Here is a 16,568-nt window from a genome sequence, read left to right on the forward strand (position 1 = left end):
CATGGACCAGTTTACCATCAACCTGCTGTTTGTCGGTGCGTCTTTTGCGCTGTACATCGGCATCGCGATCTGGGCCCGTGCGGGTTCCACATCTGAATTCTACGCCGCCGGTCGCGGCATTCACCCGGTCACCAACGGTATGGCGACAGCGGCTGACTGGATGTCAGCGGCTTCGTTCATCTCGATGGCGGGACTGATTGCCTTCACCGGCTACGACAACAGCTCGTTCCTGATGGGCTGGACCGGTGGTTACGTTCTGCTGGCCCTACTGCTTGCGCCCTATCTGCGCAAGTTCGGCAAATACACGGTGTCGGAGTTCATCGGCGACCGCTTCTACAGCCAAACCGCTCGTATCGTTGCCGTGATCTGCCTGATCGTTGCGTCGGTAACCTATGTTATCGGCCAGATGACCGGCGTTGGCGTGGCCTTTGGCCGCTTCCTCGAAGTGTCAAACACATCTGGTCTGTTGATCGGTGCGGCCGTCGTGTTCGCCTACGCAGTGTTTGGCGGGATGAAGGGCGTGACCTATACTCAAGTCGCTCAGTACTGCGTGCTGATCACAGCCTACACCATCCCGGCAATCTTCATCTCGCTGCAGCTGACCGGCACACCGGTTCCGGCACTGGGTCTGTTTGGTGACACCGCCAGCGGTGAGCCCCTGTTGACCAAGCTGGACGCCATCGTGACCGAGCTGGGTTTCAATGAGTATACCGCCCATCACTCGAACACTCTGAACATGGTGCTGTTCACCTTGTCGCTGATGATCGGTACTGCGGGTCTGCCCCACGTCATCATGCGCTTCTTTACCGTTCCAAAAGTGGCTGACGCACGTTGGTCAGCTGGCTGGGCATTGGTCTTCATCGCTCTGCTGTATCTGACTGCCCCTGCGGTTGGTGCCATGGCGCGTCTGAACATCAGTGACATGATGTGGCCCAATGGTGGCATCGAAGGTGGCGCGGTTTCTGTCGAGGATATCGACAACGACGCGCGGTATGACTGGATGGCCACATGGAAGAAAACCGGTCTGCTGGACTGGGAAGACAAGAACGGCGACGGCAAGATTCAGTACTACAACGACAAGTCTGAATCGATGCAGGCGATTGCGGAAGAAAAAGGTTGGGTCGGAAACGAGCTGACCAAGTTCAACCGTGACATCCTGGTTCTGGCCAACCCCGAGATTGCCAACCTTCCGGGTTGGGTGATCGGTCTGGTCGCGGCTGGTGGTCTTGCGGCTGCTCTGTCGACCGCTGCGGGTCTGCTGCTGGCAATCTCGTCGGCTGTATCGCATGACCTGATCAAGGGTGCGATCAACCCGCAGATCTCGGAAAAAGGCGAGCTTCTGTCGGCGCGGATCGCAATGGCCGTTGCCATCGTTGTCGCAACCTATCTGGGTCTCAACCCTCCGGGCTTTGCGGCGCAGACGGTTGCCCTGGCCTTTGGTCTGGCGGCTGCCTCGATCTTCCCGGCGCTGATGATGGGGATCTTCTCGACCCGCATCAACAACACCGGCGCGGTTGCTGGTATGCTGGCTGGTCTGACCGTGACCCTGGTCTACATCTTCCTGCATAAGGGCTGGCTGTTCATTCCGGGCACCAACTCGTTCACCGATGCTGACCCGCTGCTAGGTCCGATCAAGTCGACCTCGTTCGGCGCCATCGGTGCCATGGTCAACTTCGGTGTTGCCTACGTTGTTGCCGGCATGACCAAGGAAACTCCGCAGGAGATCAAGGATCTGGTCGAAAGCGTTCGCATTCCCCGTGGTGCGGGTGCAGCTCAGGATCACTGAGTGTGATGCGGTCGGCGGCTCTTGCCTTCGACCGCGTCTTTCGATCCACTGTTCCCGCCCGGCACACCACTGGGCGGGATTTTTTCACCAGAATACCGGAGACATCAGATGTCCTTGTCCCACGATGAAATCGCCCGGTTTCTGAAGTCCGTTCACCCCTATGACGTATTGCCAGCTGACGCTCTGGACCAGATCGTCAAGCAGATCGAGGTCTGGGAGGTTGAGGAAAACGCCTCAGTCTTCGAACTTGGCCATACCCTGCCTGGTGTGTTCGTAATTTATGAAGGACAAATTGAGATTACCGATGAGAACGGTGCGGTCGTCTCTCATCTGGGGTTACGCAATTCCTTTGGTGAGCGAGGTCTGCTGAAAGACGGCAAAGCCGCCACCAAAGCCCGCGCGCATACACCATCGGTCCTGATGGTGCTGCCACCGGATCTGGTAAGGCAGTTGATTGATGGACACGATGTCGTCGCCAAATTCTTCAACAGGACACGCGGCGACCGTAGTGGTCCTCAAAGCCTTGCGACCAGTTCGATTGACGTTCTGATGGCGCATAATCCGGCCACCTGCCCTGCTGATACGCTTGTTCAGGAAGCAGCGCAGATCATGCGCGACAAGCACATCTCTTCACTTTGCGTTATGGACGGGAAACAACTGTTGGGCATTGCAACCCTGCGTGACATCTCTGGAAAATACGTCGCGCAAGGTTTGCCTTCTACGACACCGATTTCTGCAATCATGACAGCCAATCCGGTAACATTGTCGCCCAGCGATATCGGATCGGATGTGCTTCACATCATGATGGAGCGCGGCATTGGTCATATCCCGATTTCCGAAGGTGGTCGTCTGGTCGGGATCGTTACGCAGACCGACCTGACCCACTATCAGGCCGTGAATTCAGCCGAACTGGTTCGCCGCATCGCGCAGGCTGATACAGCCGACGAAATGGCGCGGGTAACCGAAGAGATTCCGCAACTGCTTGTTCAGCTTGTTGCCGGGGGCAACCGGCATGAAATCGTTACACGTCTGATAACCGATATTGCGGACACGGCCACCCGCCGCCTTTTGGCTCTTGCCGAAGCTGAATTTGGCCCACCTCCGGTACCGTATCTGTGGCTGGCCTGCGGCTCGCAGGGACGGCAGGAACAAACGGGCGTGTCCGATCAGGACAACTGCCTGATGCTGGACGACAGTGTCACCGATTCAGATATGGCTTATTTTCAGAAGCTGGCCAAACTCGTCTCGGACGGTCTGGATACCTGCGGTTATTTCTACTGCCCCGGCGACATGATGGCGACCAACCCGCGCTGGTGTCAGCCGGTGCGTGTCTGGCGCGACTACTTCAAAGGTTGGATTGCAAAACCAAATCCCGAAGCGCAAATGCTGGCCTCGGTCATGTTTGACTTGCGCCCCATTGGCGGCGCGTTTGAATTGTTCTCTGACTTGCAGGCCGACACGTTGGCTGCGTCCAAAGCGAATTCGATATTCGTGGCGCACATGATTTCGAACTCGCTAAAACACACACCCCCTCTGGGCCTGTTGCGCGGTTTCGCCACGATCCGCTCGGGTGAACATCGCAATACACTTGATCTAAAGCACAACGGTGTTGTGCCCGTTGTCGATCTGGCGCGGATTTACACATTGCAAGGCGAACTGACCGAGGCCAACACCCGCGCCCGTCTGAATGCCGCCGAAGCAAGTGGCGTTCTCAGCCCGTCCGGAGCACGAGATCTGCTGAATGCCTATGATCTCATTGCCGAAACCCGGCTGGAACATCAGGTTCGGCTGGTCAAATCCGGCGAGAAACCCGACAATTATCTGCCGCCGTCTGAATTGTCAGACTTTGAGCGAAGTCATCTGCGCGATGCCTTCGTGGTGATTAAAACAATGCAATCGGCTGTCGGCCACGGCAAAGGCATGCTGGGCTGAAATGCTTAACAAGAACGGAGAGACCCTATGTTTCTGGAATTGATCGGCACGGTTTTTGCGGGTTTCGCATTTGCTGGCATCGTTCTTGTGCTGAACAAACTGACGGGTGGACGTTTACCCAAATGGACCACACCGGTCGCGGCAGGCCTGGGGATGATCATCGTCACCATCTCCAGCGAGTATTCGTGGTACGACCGCATGCGCGACAAGCTTCCTGAAGAGATGGCGATCGTGCAAGAGATCGAAAGTCGTGCCTTCTATCGTCCGTGGACCTATGCGGCACCGTTCGTTGATCGCTTTGCCGCCATCGACACAGTGTCGGTGCGCACCAATGAGCGGGTTCCGGATCAAAGACTTGTCGATCTCTACTTTTTCGGTCGTTGGGCCCCGGTTTCGAAACTGCCGGTGGCCGTGAACTGTGCCGAGAACCGTCGCGCCAACCTGGCGGACGGCGCCGAATTTGCCGAAGACGGACGTCTGATAAACGCTGACTGGTTTACAGCCGGGATCGACGATCCGATTATTGAGGCCACCTGTGGGGTCTGATCATGTTAACCAGATTGAGCCTGAGACTCAGGATTTTTCTTTTTTTCTGCCTGCTTGCTCTGGGTGGGATTGCAATTAGCGCAGCAGCCCTTTGGATCACATTTGTCCGCGCGGGGAATCCAGAGCTTTTGGGTGATTTCGTCTTTGCCGAAATTCTAATCGGGTTTGGCTTGCTGGCCTTGATCGCCGGAGTCTGGCTGTTGTTTGATGACAATATTGCCAAACCGATTGAACGCCTTTCGGCCCAACTACGGACTCGCGCTCACGCCGGAGTCAGCACCGATCTTGACATGCAAGCTGCCCGCTACCTGGGGGATTTGGCCCCGGCTGCTGCTGGGTTGGCGGAACAGCTGGCTTCGAATGCCATGCGAACAGCCGAGGCCGTCGCCACGGAAACCGCTCATCTTGCGACGGAAAAACAGCGCCTCACTGCTTTGTTGACCGAAATCCCGGTGGCCATGTTGCTGGCCAGCCCAAAACATCAGCTCGTGCTTTATGATGGTCAGGCAGCCGAAGTTCTGGCCCAGATCGCGCATCCACGCCTGAATGCTTCTCTCTTCGAATATCTCGAATCCACAGGTTTGACAGACGCATATGCAAAATTGTGTAAAACCGGGAAGGATGTCTATTGCACCCTGTCTAGCGTCGATGGAAAGCAGACCTATTCTGCCCGGATGAAGCCGCTGGGGGATGCGCCCGGCTATATGCTGGTCTTTGAGGACAGTACCCTGCATATGTCACCCGATGAGGCCCGCCCGCTGGTTTATGATTTCGAACTGCTCGACACGCCGGGGGATGATGCGTTCGAGAATCGCCCCCTGTCAGATCTGTGCTTCGTTGTTTTCGACACCGAGACAACCGGTCTGCTACCGCACAAAGATGAGATCGTGCAGATCGGCGCGGTACGCGTTCTGAATGGCAGAATTGTTCAGGGTGAGCATCTGGACATGCTGGTTGATCCAGGCATCCCGATTCCACCAGCGTCGACCAAAGTTCACAAGGTCAGCGACCGCATGGTTCAGGGTGCGCCCGATATCGCCGAAGCCGGGCGAGTATTTCATCAGTTTTCGCGCGACGCTGTGATCGTGGCGCATAACGCCCCGTTCGATCTGGCGTTCCTGCGCCGTCATGCCAAGCGGATGGAAGTCGAGTGGGACCATCCAATACTCGACACCGTCTTACTGTCTGCTGTCCTGTTCGGGGCCAGCGATACTCATACCCTGGACGCCCTGTGCGAAAGGTTGGAAATAACGATCCCCGAAGCGTTACGCCATACTGCGCTGGGTGATGCCGTTGCTACGGCTGAGGCGTTGATCAAGATGCTGCCGATCCTGCAAGCCCGTGGCCTGACAACATTTGGAGAGGTGATTATGGAAACCCGCAAGCACGGTCGTTTGCTGGAAGACCTGAACTGACGGTTTAAATTGCAGTCCACAGTCAGCTTTTCATGGACAATTCGGGCCACGCATGGCACCTGATGCGCGGCCAGGGAATAAGCGCGCAATGACCGAAAAGACCTTCACACCCACACCGGATCAAGGCCCGGCCTTTCGCGAGGCTTTGGGATGCTTCGGCACCGGTGTCACCGTGATCACCGCGCAATCCGAAAAAGGCCCACGCGCCATCACGGTGAACTCATTTGCGTCTGTCTCACTGGAACCTCCGCTGGTCCTGTGGTGTCTGGCCAAGGAATCATACCGTTTCGATACGTTCAGCACCTGCGATCTCTATTCGATCCACGTCATGGCGCAGGATCAGCAGGATCAGGCGCTGCGGTTTGCGCGCGACGGGGCTGATTTTTCACATGCGGACTGGGCCGAGGATGGGGTCGGTCGCCCACATCTGGCCCGGTGTTTGGCGCGGTTTGATTGTCGGCTACACGCCCGGCATGACGCCGGTGATCATCTGATCATTGTGGGTCAGGTCGAGCAGGTGATGTGCCGCACCGGCAACGGGTTGATCTTCAAACGCGGACAGTTCGGCGGGTTTGTCGACCTGATCTAATCCTCCAGAGACCCGTGGACCGCAAGCGCCTCAAGCTGCGCGTCCTGCGGTGTGATTACCCGGAAAGCTTCGTGAACACCTGTCTCTGTCAGCTCTCGGGCTACGGTTAGCAGCGTGTTAGGGGCGTGATCGTCACAAAGCTCTGACATGTGATCAATTTCGGACTGGGCGACATCCATTGCAGCATCAACTGATGGTGCGCCGTAGAATTGTACAAAATGTTCCGCCAGATTACGGGTGATCTGATCTTTCTCTGCTGCCTCGATCTGAGTCACAGCTACAAAAGTCACCCGGCCAAACGTCTCCAACCCCAGCCAGCCATTTGCAAACGCCTGACGTGCCTTGCCCTCAAGATCGCCCTGCCCCCAGTTTGAAAACTCAAACCCGCCTGAAACGCACCACTCTCCGGTGCGTGCCGGAGAATGAAATACGTTCATGTCGCTTTCATCGAAATGGATCGCACGGGCCAGTTTCATCATCCGTTCTCCAACAATTCGGTTAAAGGGCGAATGTGAGTATCCACCCCGACGCGGATCAGCATCCCGAACCGCTCATCCGTTCCCAGGAATACACCGCCATCAATCAATGGCTCGCCTACACCGCGCAGCAGGCCCATCCATTCGGCATGCACAGGGGCGTTGCCATCCTCCTGCCAGCGATTGAGCCAAGTCAGCATGTGTCGTGACCAGCTTTCCACCAGTTGCGTGGCTGAAACCTCAGCGCACCCCTCATCGTAAAGCGCTGTGATATCCGGGTTTTCACCCGGAGCGTCACTGGTTTGCAACAGCGTTAGCTCCCAACCGACGACCAACCAGTCCGGCTCTTCCTCAGGTACATAAGTCGACGCTGCGGCACGGAACCTGCCGCAACGTGCACCGTTGACGCAGATCAGACCATCCCAACCCAGATGCACCGCGACCTCGGGCGGAGCCAATGCGCCCAGCGCATTCTGAAAGCCGACTGCACAAAGCGGCAGCATCGCCATTGCATCCTGCAGCGCCACCTCGGGGGCGAAAACAATCGCCACCCGTAGAAAATCCGCCTGAATGTTGTAGACAACCGACCCCGCATCACAGCCCAGCGCCGCCATGGCCTGAGCGCGCTCGAAGGGGTCTTCCCCACCCTGAACCGGATGGCCCGCCAGCAAGGGGGGAAAGACTGGCTGGCTCATGCGTCGCCCTTGGTTATCAGGTCTCGGGCTATCTTGCGGAACGCCTCGGCCTGCGGGCTATCGGGTTTGCTGACCACAATGGGTGCCCCTCCGTCAGCTGCGACCCGGATATCCAGATGCAGCGGAATCTCACCTAGCAGCGGCACGCCTAGTGCCGCGGCCTCCGCTGTCACGCCACCATGACCAAATACATGTTCTTCATGCCCGCAGTTCGAACAAATATGCGTGGACATGTTTTCGATCATCCCGACGATCGGGGTCTTGAGCTGGTTGAACATGTCGATCCCCTTGCGGGCGTCGATCAGCGCCACGTCCTGAGGGGTTGAGACGACGATAGCACCGTCCACCTGGAACTTCTGGCTCAGAGTCAACTGTACGTCGCCGGTGCCGGGCGGCAGGTCTACGATCAGCACGTCCAAGGCACCCCACTGCACCTGTCCCATCATTTGCTGCAACGCGCCCATCAGCATGGGGCCCCGCCAGACAACGGCCTGTCCTTCATTGGTCATCAACCCCATCGACATCATGGTAACGCCGTGATTGCGCAGTGGCAGGATCGTCTTGCCGTCGGGGCTGGCCGGACGGCCCGAGACACCCAACATCCGAGGCTGCGAGGGCCCGTATACGTCTGCGTCCAACAAGCCTACCCGCCGACCTTCGGCGGCGAGTGCGCAAGCCAGGTTGGCCGAAACGGTGGATTTGCCCACCCCACCCTTGCCAGAGGCAACGGCAATGATCCGATCCACACCGGGAACGGCCTGTGGTCCGGTCTGCGACGGTTTGGGCTTGGGCTTCAGATCCGGTGGAGCCTTTTCGGAATGCGCGGTCATCATGGCCGAGACATTGGCAACCCCTTCAACCATCTGCGCGGCTTTTTCGGCAGTGGCACGCACGGGCTCCATCTTTTCGGCGTGCTTTGGATCGATCTCAAGCACAAAGCGCACAGCGTCGCCTTCCACGTTCAGCGCCCGCACGATACCCGCACTGACAATATCCTGCCCGGATACCGGGTCGGTGATCTTTTTCAGGTTCGCCAGAACCGCGTCACGAACACTCATGCCTGCTCCCCTTTAATGCGCCCTGCTGACAGGGTCGTGCGTATCGACATAGTCTGGTCGCCGCTCATTGCATGTGTCTCCGTCTCTTTCTGTTCATTTGACGCATCCCGCTTCGCGAAGTTACGCTGGGCTATGCGCTTTGTCCTGTTGTGCCTGAGCCTGACGCTCTCTGCCACCCCTTCTTGGTCTCAAGAGGCCATTGGCCTTGCCGCCCCGGCCGAGGTGAACGACTCTGGTCTGCTGCAACATATCCTTCCTCGCTTCTCTCTCAAGACCGGGATCCGCGTTATTGCAGATGATGCGGGGATTATGGAACTGGTTACCGCGCCGCCCGGCGATCCGGTCTTTGCCCGCGAAGGAGTGATCTATCACCTGCGTACTGAAGAGAACGACCGTCAGGCCCGGTTTTTGGACTGGCTGCAATCGGATATCGGCAAACGCACCGTCGAAAGCTATGCTCCTGAGCAGGGTGCACCCTTCACCGCCAGCTTCGACATTGAAGCGGTTCAGTCGGATGAAACCGTGGACGGAGACACAGTGTTGGGCGAAGAGCTGTCGATGACCCATTGCGGGCGCTGTCATGTGATCGGGCCAAAGAACCGTATGAACGGGCTGGGGTCGACACCCTCTTTCGCCGTGTTGCGGGCGATGCCCGACTGGTCGGAACGGTTCGAAGCGTTCTTTGCATTGAACCCTCACCCAGCGTTCACGCAAATCGACGGACTGACGCCGCCGTTTGATCCCGAACGTCCGTCGCCCATTTACCCGGTCGAGATGACGCTGGACGATTTGGATGCGATCCTGGCCTTTGTGTCGCGCATCGACGCGGCAGATCTTGGTGCCCCGCTGCAGTTTCAATGATCCTTTCTGTCCGAATAATAATCCTCGGTGGTGACAACCCGAGGTCTCGGGTTTGATTGAAACGGATTGTCCTGCTGTTGGAATTGGGTATTGACCCGGCAATTGTCACACATCTGGATCATCCGTGCCTGATCCGAGGTCGCGAACATCGGATGCGTGCCCGACAGCTTCTCCATGATCCGCTCAACCGTGGATTTCACTCCGAACAGCGCGCCGCATTCAACGCAGGCAAAAGGTTCTTCTTCGTTCAGGACCTGCTGTGATAGGGCGGCATCGCTGAGATCCAGTTGTGGAACCAGAGTGATCGCGTCCTCAGGGCAGATGGTCTTGCACATCCCGCATTGCAGACAGGCATCCTGTTGGAAGTTCAGTTGCGGCAAATCCGGGTTGTCGATCAAAGCACCAGATGGGCACAACGACACACAGCTCAGGCACAGAGTGCAACTGTCCGTATTAACCGCTACAGCCCCGTAAGGCGCATTCTCGGGTAACGACAAAGGCGCATCAACCTGAGGGTTCAGCGCCTGCGCCGCCAACCGCGCAATTTGCCGACGATTGCCCAACGGCAGAACCGGATCGGTCAAAGGCTGCGGCACCGCTTGGTCGTAAAGCAGATCGGCCATGGCATCAGGGTCCGCTTCGTCAATCAGACCTATGCTTTCCGGGCTAGCGATTGCGCGTGCAAGTTCAAGTTCACGGTCCAACGCGTCACGTTCCGTGGCCGGGCTCAGCAACACATCCACGCGCGCAAACCCATGCGCCAAAGCAGCCAGCATCTCTGCATGGCCAAAGCCTGATATGACGTTCAATTCCAACGGGATGACGTCCGAAGGTAATCCTCGACCAAACCGTGCAGACAGCCGGATCATCTCGGCCCCATGAGCGTTATGCACCAGCAGCCGGGGCGCATGACCACCCGCCCGCCGATAGGTGCGCGCCAGAATATGCATCCGAGACAACAGCGCCGAAACCGGCGGGTCTTCATAGGTGATGGCAGTTGACGGGCAGACTGCCGCACATTCCCCGCATCCCGCGCAGACCATCGGATCAATTTCAACATGCTCACCCGCCGGAGTGATCGCTCCGGTCGGGCAGATATCAAGGCAGTTTGAACAGCCCACCTGTTCAGCCCGGGAATGAGCGCACAGGGTTTCTTCCATCCGCACATAAAGTGGTTTTTCAAATGTCCCGACTAATTGTACAGCTTCGAAAGCCAAACGTTCGATGGCCACTGCATCTTTCGGATCGGCCCGCAGATACCCTTCGCGCTTGGCCGGAGCCTGAACAAAAGGTGTATCACCAGTCAGATCAACAATGATATCGCAGGCCGAATGCGCCCCGTCCTTTGGATCAGTCCACGCAAACGCGCCGCGCCCGCCGGGAACGACCTGCTGCAGCGCGTCCAGACGCAAGGCAAACCCACCAAGCGCCCCAGAGACAGAGCACAGCCTCCCCCGAACCACGTCAAAGGCTCGTGAGACAGGCTCAGACTGATCTGTGGCCAGAACAGTCACAGCCAATGTGCCTGCCAATCGTTCAGCCAAATCAAACGCCACCTGTCCGGGACCGATGATGAAACAGGTGCCTTCGCTAAGCACATCCACACTGGGCGTCACGGGTTGCGGCAACACGGCTTCGGCTGCCAGTGCGGCCATCTTCGGGGTTGCGTCAGCCCCCTGATCGGACCACCCGGCACGGTCGCGCAGATCGACAAACCCGGGCGCGTCGATATTCAGATCTTTGGCAAGCGACTGGAAGACCTCCTGCTCTTGAAGGCAAGCAATGACTGTTTCGCCGTCCTGCATCAGCTTGGCGGCTGATTGCAGCTCGGTCGTGCAAAGCGCGGTATGTTTTTTGGAACAGCTGATGCCGCAGGCACTCTCGATCCCGTCGGGGTCCAGTGTCTGTGTACCAGCGCAGTCGCATAGCAATAATTTCGTGCCCATTTCTTCTCCCTCGGGAAGCTGTCCCGGTCGCATGCACATTAGGCTGTACCTCGGACAAGGCAACTTCAACCCCATGTGGCGTTCAATGCGCAGGACTGCATTTCGGCGCAAAATGGCAGGAAACTAAAGGGGTCATGGGGCTCGCTCACGAAGTTGCTACCCTAGACTACGACCAAAGTCGTAGAGCTTAGACTTGGCACACAGCTAACTTGTGTACCATAGTGGACGAGGAAAGGCAGGGGAGAGCCTTTCGGGGAGGAAACAGTGGCCAAGGCCGCAAGTCAGATCGAAATGCCGGTTGGCGTCATAGTGCGCAAAACACCCGGGGTCACACGTTGGGCCCGATGGAACTGGCGCGCGGTTGCCGTATTACCCGGTGCAGGATCTGCTGACTGGCAGGAATTGCGGCGCGAAGGCGATGCTGTGGAATACCATGCCGCCACCCTCCCCCTTACCCTTTGGGCAGACGAAACCGAGGCCTACATGGTCAACCTGTCTGACGGGCAACCTTCGATTTATCTGGTACTGCGGGATGAACTGAAAGGTGACACCCCTTTGAACGCCGTATTGATCACCGCCTCACCATTCGAGGGGCAGGATTACGCGGATACCGGAGAAGAGATTGTCGAGAAGATCCCGATGACCGAGGGGCTAATTGCCTGGGTGCGGGATTTCACGCTCAAGCATCATAACGACGAAGTCTTCGTCAAACGCCGCCGCGACAAGAAGCGGACCGATCTGGTGGAAGACGGCAAAGGTGACGCGCGCATCCGGCAGGAGTCGGACGTGTACCGCGCCCCAAGGAAGGTGCTGCAATGACCCGGCCGCGTGATTTCTGGTCGCGCCGGAAAGCCGCCGTTCAAGCCGAAGCTGAAGCTGAAGTTCTAGTCGCGGAACAACAGGTGATCGCAGCTCAGCAAGCAGAGCTGGAAGAAAAGAGTGACGCAGAAATTCTGGCTGAGTTTGACCTGCCCGATCCGGACATGTTGCAGCCCGGCGATGATGTTTCAGGCTTCATGGTCAAAGCCATTCCCGACCGCCTGCGCCGCCGCGCCCTGCGCCGGTTGTGGCGGCTGAACCCGGTTCTGGCAAATGTCGATGGGCTGGTCGACTATGGCGAAGACTATACCGATGCGGCCTGTGTAATTGAAAACATCCAAACCGCCTATCAGGTGGGCAAAGGCATGCTTGCACATGTCGAAGCACTCGCCGCCGAGGCGGAAGAGATTGAAGAAACCTCGATTGTAAGCGACGAATCCGAACCCGAGCTTGAACCGCTTGAACCTGAACCAACCCAGGAACCTGTATTGATGGCCGAGGTCGATGAGACGGAAGACATCGACCTGCCCCCGGCCCCGCGCCGCATGACTTTTGAATTTGAAGGATGACCGAATGATCGCAAGTGACGCGCAAACCATGGATATCTCAGCCGAGGATCGCCTGCGCGCGGATTTCTATAACTTCCTCGGCCTGCTGCTGGCAGGTCCGCCCGATCAGATGCTGCTGGACCAGATGGCCGGGCTGTCTGGTGATGACACCGATCTCGGTCAGGCCATTCAGGCCATGGCACGGGTGGCAAAAGTCACCAAGCCCACTGCAGCCGAGCGGGAATTCAACGCTTTGTTCATCGGTCTTGGCCGGGGCGAGTTGCTGCCCTACGCCAGCTTCTACCTGACGGGGTTCCTGAACGAGAAGCCCTTGGCACAGTTGCGCAATGACATGGCGGTACGTGGCATCACACGTGCCCAGAACGTTTTTGAGCCCGAAGACAACATCGCATCATTGATGGAGATGATGGCGGGAATGATTGTCGGGCGCTTTGGATCTTCCGCCTCGCTGGAAGACCAGAAAGCTTTCTGGAACAAGCATATCGGCCCCTGGGCCACACATTTTTATTCGGATTTGGAAGCAGCTGAGAACTCGGTTCTATATGCATCCGCCGGCACTGCCGGGCGTGTGTTCATGGAGATCGAGCGCGAAGCGTTCCGGATGACGACAGCGTGAACCGCTGTCATTCGCCAGCGCCCATACGGGCGTTACACTGCAATTGGGAAAGGAGGTTCCCATGAGCAAGACCAAGGAAAAAGGTGCCTCGCGCCGTGACTTCCTGAAACTGGCCGGAACCGCAGCACCTGCTGCCGTTGCTGCCGCAAGCCTGACCGGGGAAGCAGAAGCAGCCGAGCTGCCGACAGACGAAACCCGCATTCAGGATACCGCGCACACGCGCGCCTACATCGAAAGCACCCGGTTCTAGGACCGGACGTTTTCATACCCGACAGACGGTTGCGATTGGCCCTGACGTCGGCATCAGCAGTACCAAGCCAGCCGTGGCTCACACGGCGCGCAAGGGAGGAAAGAAATGCTTAGGAAAAAGACCAACGGGGTTGCGAGACGCCCCCAGCGGACAAGTATCCTGTCCCAGGTCGGCGAGAAAACCGTCGATCGCCGCGCATTCCTGCGTGGCTCGGGCCTGACGATCGGTGGCCTTGCCGCGATCAGCGCCACGGGTGGAACCGTGACGCCAGCCAGTGCCCAAACTGCGGCGAATCAGGCCGTTGAGAATATCAAATCCATATGCACCCACTGCTCGGTCGGCTGTACAGTCGTTGCCGAAGTGCAGAACGGCGTCTGGGTCGGGCAGGAACCCGGCTGGGACAGCCCGTTCAACCTGGGTGCACACTGTGCCAAGGGGGCCTCGGTCCGCGAGCACGCCCATGGCGAACGCCGCCTGAAATATCCGATGAAAAAGGAAGGCGGCGAGTGGAAGCGCATTAGCTGGGAACAGGCCATCGACGAGATCGGCGACGGCATGATGAGCATCCGCGAGGAATCCGGGCCAGACAGTGTGTACTGGCTGGGTTCCGCGAAGCACAATAACGAACAGGCCTATCTGTTCCGCAAGTTCGCCGCCTACTGGGGTACGAACAACGTGGACCATCAGGCCCGTATCTGCCACTCGACCACCGTTGCGGGTGTTGCGAACACATGGGGCTACGGCGCCATGACCAATTCGTATAACGACATCCATAACTCTCGGGCCATCTTCATCATCGGCGGCAACCCGGCCGAGGCGCACCCCGTCTCGCTGCTGCATGTTCTGCGCGCGAAAGAGCAGAACAACGCGCCGCTGATCGTCTGCGACCCGCGCTTTACGCGCACCGCAGCGCACGCGGATGAATATGTCCGTTTCCGCCCCGGTACAGACGTTGCGCTGATCTGGGGTATCCTGTGGCACATCTTCGACAACGGCTGGGAGGACAAAGAGTTCATCCGCACCCGTGTCTGGGGCATGGACCAGATTCAGGAAGAGGTCGCCAAGTGGACCCCGGACGAGGTTGAGCGCGTCACCGGTGCGCCCGGCTCGCAGCTCAAGCGCGTGGCACGGACCATGGCCAACAACCGTCCTGGCACGGTGATCTGGTGCATGGGAGGCACGCAGCACACCAACGGCAACAACAACACCCGCGCCTACTGCGTGCTGCAGCTTGCGCTCGGCAACATGGGCACCTCGGGTGGTGGCACTAACATCTTCCGTGGCCATGACAATGTTCAGGGCGCGACGGATCTTGGTGTTCTGTCCCACACCCTGCCCGGCTACTATGGCCTGTCAAACGGTGCCTGGGGCCATTGGAGCCGTGTCTGGGGCGAGGAAGTCGATTGGCTGAAAGGCCAGTTCGCCACGATCAAGGACAAGGAAGGCAAGGACAAGCCGCTGATGAACGAGCGCGGCATCCCGGTCTCCCGTTGGATCGACGGTGTTCTGGAAGACCCGGCGAACATGGATCAGGACAACAACGTCCGCGCCATGGTTCTGTGGGGTCATGCTCCGAACTCGCAAACGCGGGGACCGGAGATGAAGACGGCGATGGAGAAGCTGGACATGCTGGTCGTGATCGACCCGTATCCCACTGTTTCCGCCGTTCTGCATGACCGCACCGATGGTGTTTACCTGCTGCCTGCCTGTACGCAGTTCGAAACCCGTGGCTCGGTCACGGCTTCGAACCGGTCGCTGCAATGGCGCGACAAAGTGGTTGATCCGCTGTTCGAAAGTCTGCCGGATGAGGTCATCATGGCCAAGTTCGCCAACAAGTTCGGCTGGGCGGATCGCTTCTTCCGCAATATCGAGATGGAGGACGCCGAAACCCCGAATGTTGAAAGCATCACCCGTGAATTCAACTCGGGCCTCTGGACCATCGGCTATACCGGGCAGTCACCGGAACGTCTGAAAAGCCATATGGCCAACCAGCACACGTTCGACAGAACCACGCTGCAGGCGATTGGTGGCCCGAACGACGGCGAGTATTACGGTCTGCCCTGGCCCTGCTGGGGAACGGCTGAGATGGGTCATACGGGAACACCGAACCTCTATGACATGTCCAAACCGGTGGCCGAAGGCGGCCTGACCTTCCGTGCTCGATTCGGCGTGGAACGCGATGGTGACAACCTGCTGGCCGAAGGGGTTTATAGCGTTGGGTCGGAAATTCAGGATGGATACCCTGAATTCACGATGCAGATGCTGATGGACCTTGGCTGGGACGGCGATCTGACGGCCGAGGAACGCGCGGCGATTGATGCCGTTGCGGGACCAGAGACCAACTGGAAGACCGACCTGTCCGGCGGTATCCAGCGGGTCGCGATCGAGCATGGCTGCGCGCCCTTCGGGAACGCCAAAGCCCGCGCGGTTGTCTGGACCTTCCCGGACCCGATCCCGATCCATCGCGAGCCTCTCTATACGCCGCGTCGCGATCTGGTCGAGGACTATCCGACCTACGAGGACCGTCAGGCCTATCGCCTGCCAACCCTTTATGCTTCGATCCAAAAGAACGACTTTTCAAAGGATTACCCGATAATCCTCACGTCAGGTCGTCTGGTCGAATATGAAGGCGGCGGCGAGGAAAGCCGGTCGAATCCATGGCTGGCCGAGCTACAGCAGGACATGTTCGTCGAGATCAACCCGCGCGATGCCAACAACCTTGGCATTCGGGACGGGGCGCAGGTCTGGGTCGAAGGTCCCGAAGGTGGCAAGGTCAAGGTGATGGCGATGCTGACCAACAGGGTCGGTGCCGGTGTGGCCTTCATGCCGTTCCACTTTGGCGGTCATTTCCAGGGCGAAGATCTGCGGCACAAATACCCCGCAGGGGCCGACCCCTATGTGCTGGGTGAAAGTTCCAACACTGCCCAGACCTATGGCTACGATTCAGTGACCCAGATGCAGGAGTCCAAAGTGACGCTCTGCAAAATCTGGTCAGCGTAAGGAGGACGAA

At 58.3% G+C, this 16,568-nt stretch carries 15 protein-coding genes; 11 read left to right on the forward strand and 4 right to left on the reverse strand.

The window, feature by feature from the left end; genetic code table 11:
- Position 1: 1 nt before the first annotated feature.
- The 5 genes from Q0816_RS06375 to Q0816_RS06395 all read left to right on the forward strand — a co-directional run bounded on the left by Q0816_RS06375 (position 2) and on the right by Q0816_RS06395 (position 6,268).
- A complete protein-coding gene (locus Q0816_RS06375) occupies positions 2-1,786 on the forward strand; it encodes a sodium:solute symporter family protein (protein WP_298848722.1) in 1,785 nt (594 codons plus the stop codon).
- Between the two features lie 108 nt (positions 1,787-1,894).
- Positions 1,895-3,718, forward strand: a complete 1,824-nt coding sequence (locus Q0816_RS06380) for a DUF294 nucleotidyltransferase-like domain-containing protein (protein WP_298848723.1) — start codon at positions 1,895-1,897, stop codon at positions 3,716-3,718.
- Between the two features lie 27 nt (positions 3,719-3,745).
- Entirely contained in the window at positions 3,746-4,264 is a 519-nt protein-coding gene (locus Q0816_RS06385; protein WP_298848724.1) for a hypothetical protein, read from the forward strand.
- 2 nt (positions 4,265-4,266) lie between these two features.
- Positions 4,267-5,679 carry an exonuclease domain-containing protein gene (locus tag Q0816_RS06390; protein ID WP_298848725.1) on the forward strand — a complete coding sequence of 471 codons (1,413 nt, stop codon included), beginning with the start codon at positions 4,267-4,269 and terminating at the stop codon, positions 5,677-5,679.
- Between the two features lie 88 nt (positions 5,680-5,767).
- On the forward strand, positions 5,768-6,268 hold the full coding sequence (locus Q0816_RS06395) for a flavin reductase family protein (protein ID WP_298848726.1): 501 nt from the start codon (positions 5,768-5,770) through the stop codon (positions 6,266-6,268).
- On the opposite strand, the gene Q0816_RS06400 is transcribed toward Q0816_RS06395, so the two are convergent.
- From Q0816_RS06400 to Q0816_RS06410, 3 genes are read right to left on the reverse strand one after another with little or no spacing between them, the layout of a single operon-like run.
- Positions 6,265-6,744: a DUF6505 family protein gene (locus Q0816_RS06400; RefSeq protein ID WP_298848893.1), complete on the reverse strand. Its 480-nt coding sequence runs from the start codon at positions 6,742-6,744 to the stop codon at positions 6,265-6,267. The genes Q0816_RS06395 and Q0816_RS06400 overlap by 4 nt on opposite strands.
- Positions 6,744-7,439, reverse strand: coding sequence for a biotin/lipoate--protein ligase family protein (locus tag Q0816_RS06405; protein WP_298848727.1), 696 nt, complete (start codon positions 7,437-7,439; stop codon positions 6,744-6,746). The genes Q0816_RS06400 and Q0816_RS06405 overlap by 1 nt, the downstream gene beginning before the upstream one ends.
- Positions 7,436-8,497: an Mrp/NBP35 family ATP-binding protein gene (locus Q0816_RS06410; RefSeq protein WP_298848729.1), complete on the reverse strand. Its 1,062-nt coding sequence runs from the start codon at positions 8,495-8,497 to the stop codon at positions 7,436-7,438. Before Q0816_RS06410 ends, Q0816_RS06405 begins: the two co-directional genes overlap by 4 nt.
- 132 nt (positions 8,498-8,629) lie before the next feature.
- Here Q0816_RS06410 and Q0816_RS06415 point away from each other — a divergent pair, with 132 nt between their 5' ends.
- Positions 8,630-9,358, forward strand: coding sequence for a cytochrome c (locus tag Q0816_RS06415; protein WP_298848730.1), 729 nt, complete (start codon positions 8,630-8,632; stop codon positions 9,356-9,358).
- Here the strand turns inward: Q0816_RS06415 and Q0816_RS06420 are convergent.
- Complete coding sequence (locus tag Q0816_RS06420; RefSeq protein ID WP_298848732.1) at positions 9,352-11,304, reverse strand: 4Fe-4S binding protein; 1,953 nt, start codon at positions 11,302-11,304, stop codon at positions 9,352-9,354. The two genes, Q0816_RS06415 and Q0816_RS06420, sit on opposite strands and share 7 nt — an antisense overlap.
- Positions 11,305-11,568: 264 nt before the next feature.
- Between Q0816_RS06420 and Q0816_RS06425 the strand changes: the two genes are divergently transcribed.
- From Q0816_RS06425 to Q0816_RS06445, 5 genes are all read left to right on the forward strand, one after another.
- A complete protein-coding gene (locus tag Q0816_RS06425; RefSeq protein WP_298848734.1) occupies positions 11,569-12,123 on the forward strand; it encodes a DUF3305 domain-containing protein in 555 nt (184 codons plus the stop codon).
- Positions 12,120-12,692, forward strand: a complete 573-nt coding sequence (locus Q0816_RS06430) for a DUF3306 domain-containing protein (protein ID WP_298848735.1) — start codon at positions 12,120-12,122, stop codon at positions 12,690-12,692. The genes Q0816_RS06425 and Q0816_RS06430 overlap by 4 nt, the downstream gene beginning before the upstream one ends.
- A gap of 4 nt (positions 12,693-12,696) precedes the next feature.
- The gene (locus tag Q0816_RS06435) at positions 12,697-13,308 is read left to right on the forward strand and encodes a molecular chaperone (RefSeq protein WP_298848737.1); all 612 of its coding nucleotides are present in this window, start codon (positions 12,697-12,699) and stop codon (positions 13,306-13,308) included.
- Positions 13,309-13,369: 61 nt separating this feature from the next.
- Entirely contained in the window at positions 13,370-13,558 is a 189-nt protein-coding gene (locus Q0816_RS06440; protein ID WP_298848739.1) for a ubiquinol-cytochrome c reductase iron-sulfur subunit N-terminal domain-containing protein, read from the forward strand.
- 105 nt (positions 13,559-13,663) lie between these two features.
- Positions 13,664-16,558, forward strand: a complete 2,895-nt coding sequence (locus tag Q0816_RS06445; RefSeq protein WP_298848741.1) for a formate dehydrogenase subunit alpha — start codon at positions 13,664-13,666, stop codon at positions 16,556-16,558.
- The last annotated feature ends 10 nt before the right edge of the window (positions 16,559-16,568 follow it).

It is taken from the genome of uncultured Ruegeria sp. (assembly GCF_947497005.1).
In the GTDB taxonomy this organism is placed as follows: domain Bacteria; phylum Pseudomonadota; class Alphaproteobacteria; order Rhodobacterales; family Rhodobacteraceae; genus Ruegeria.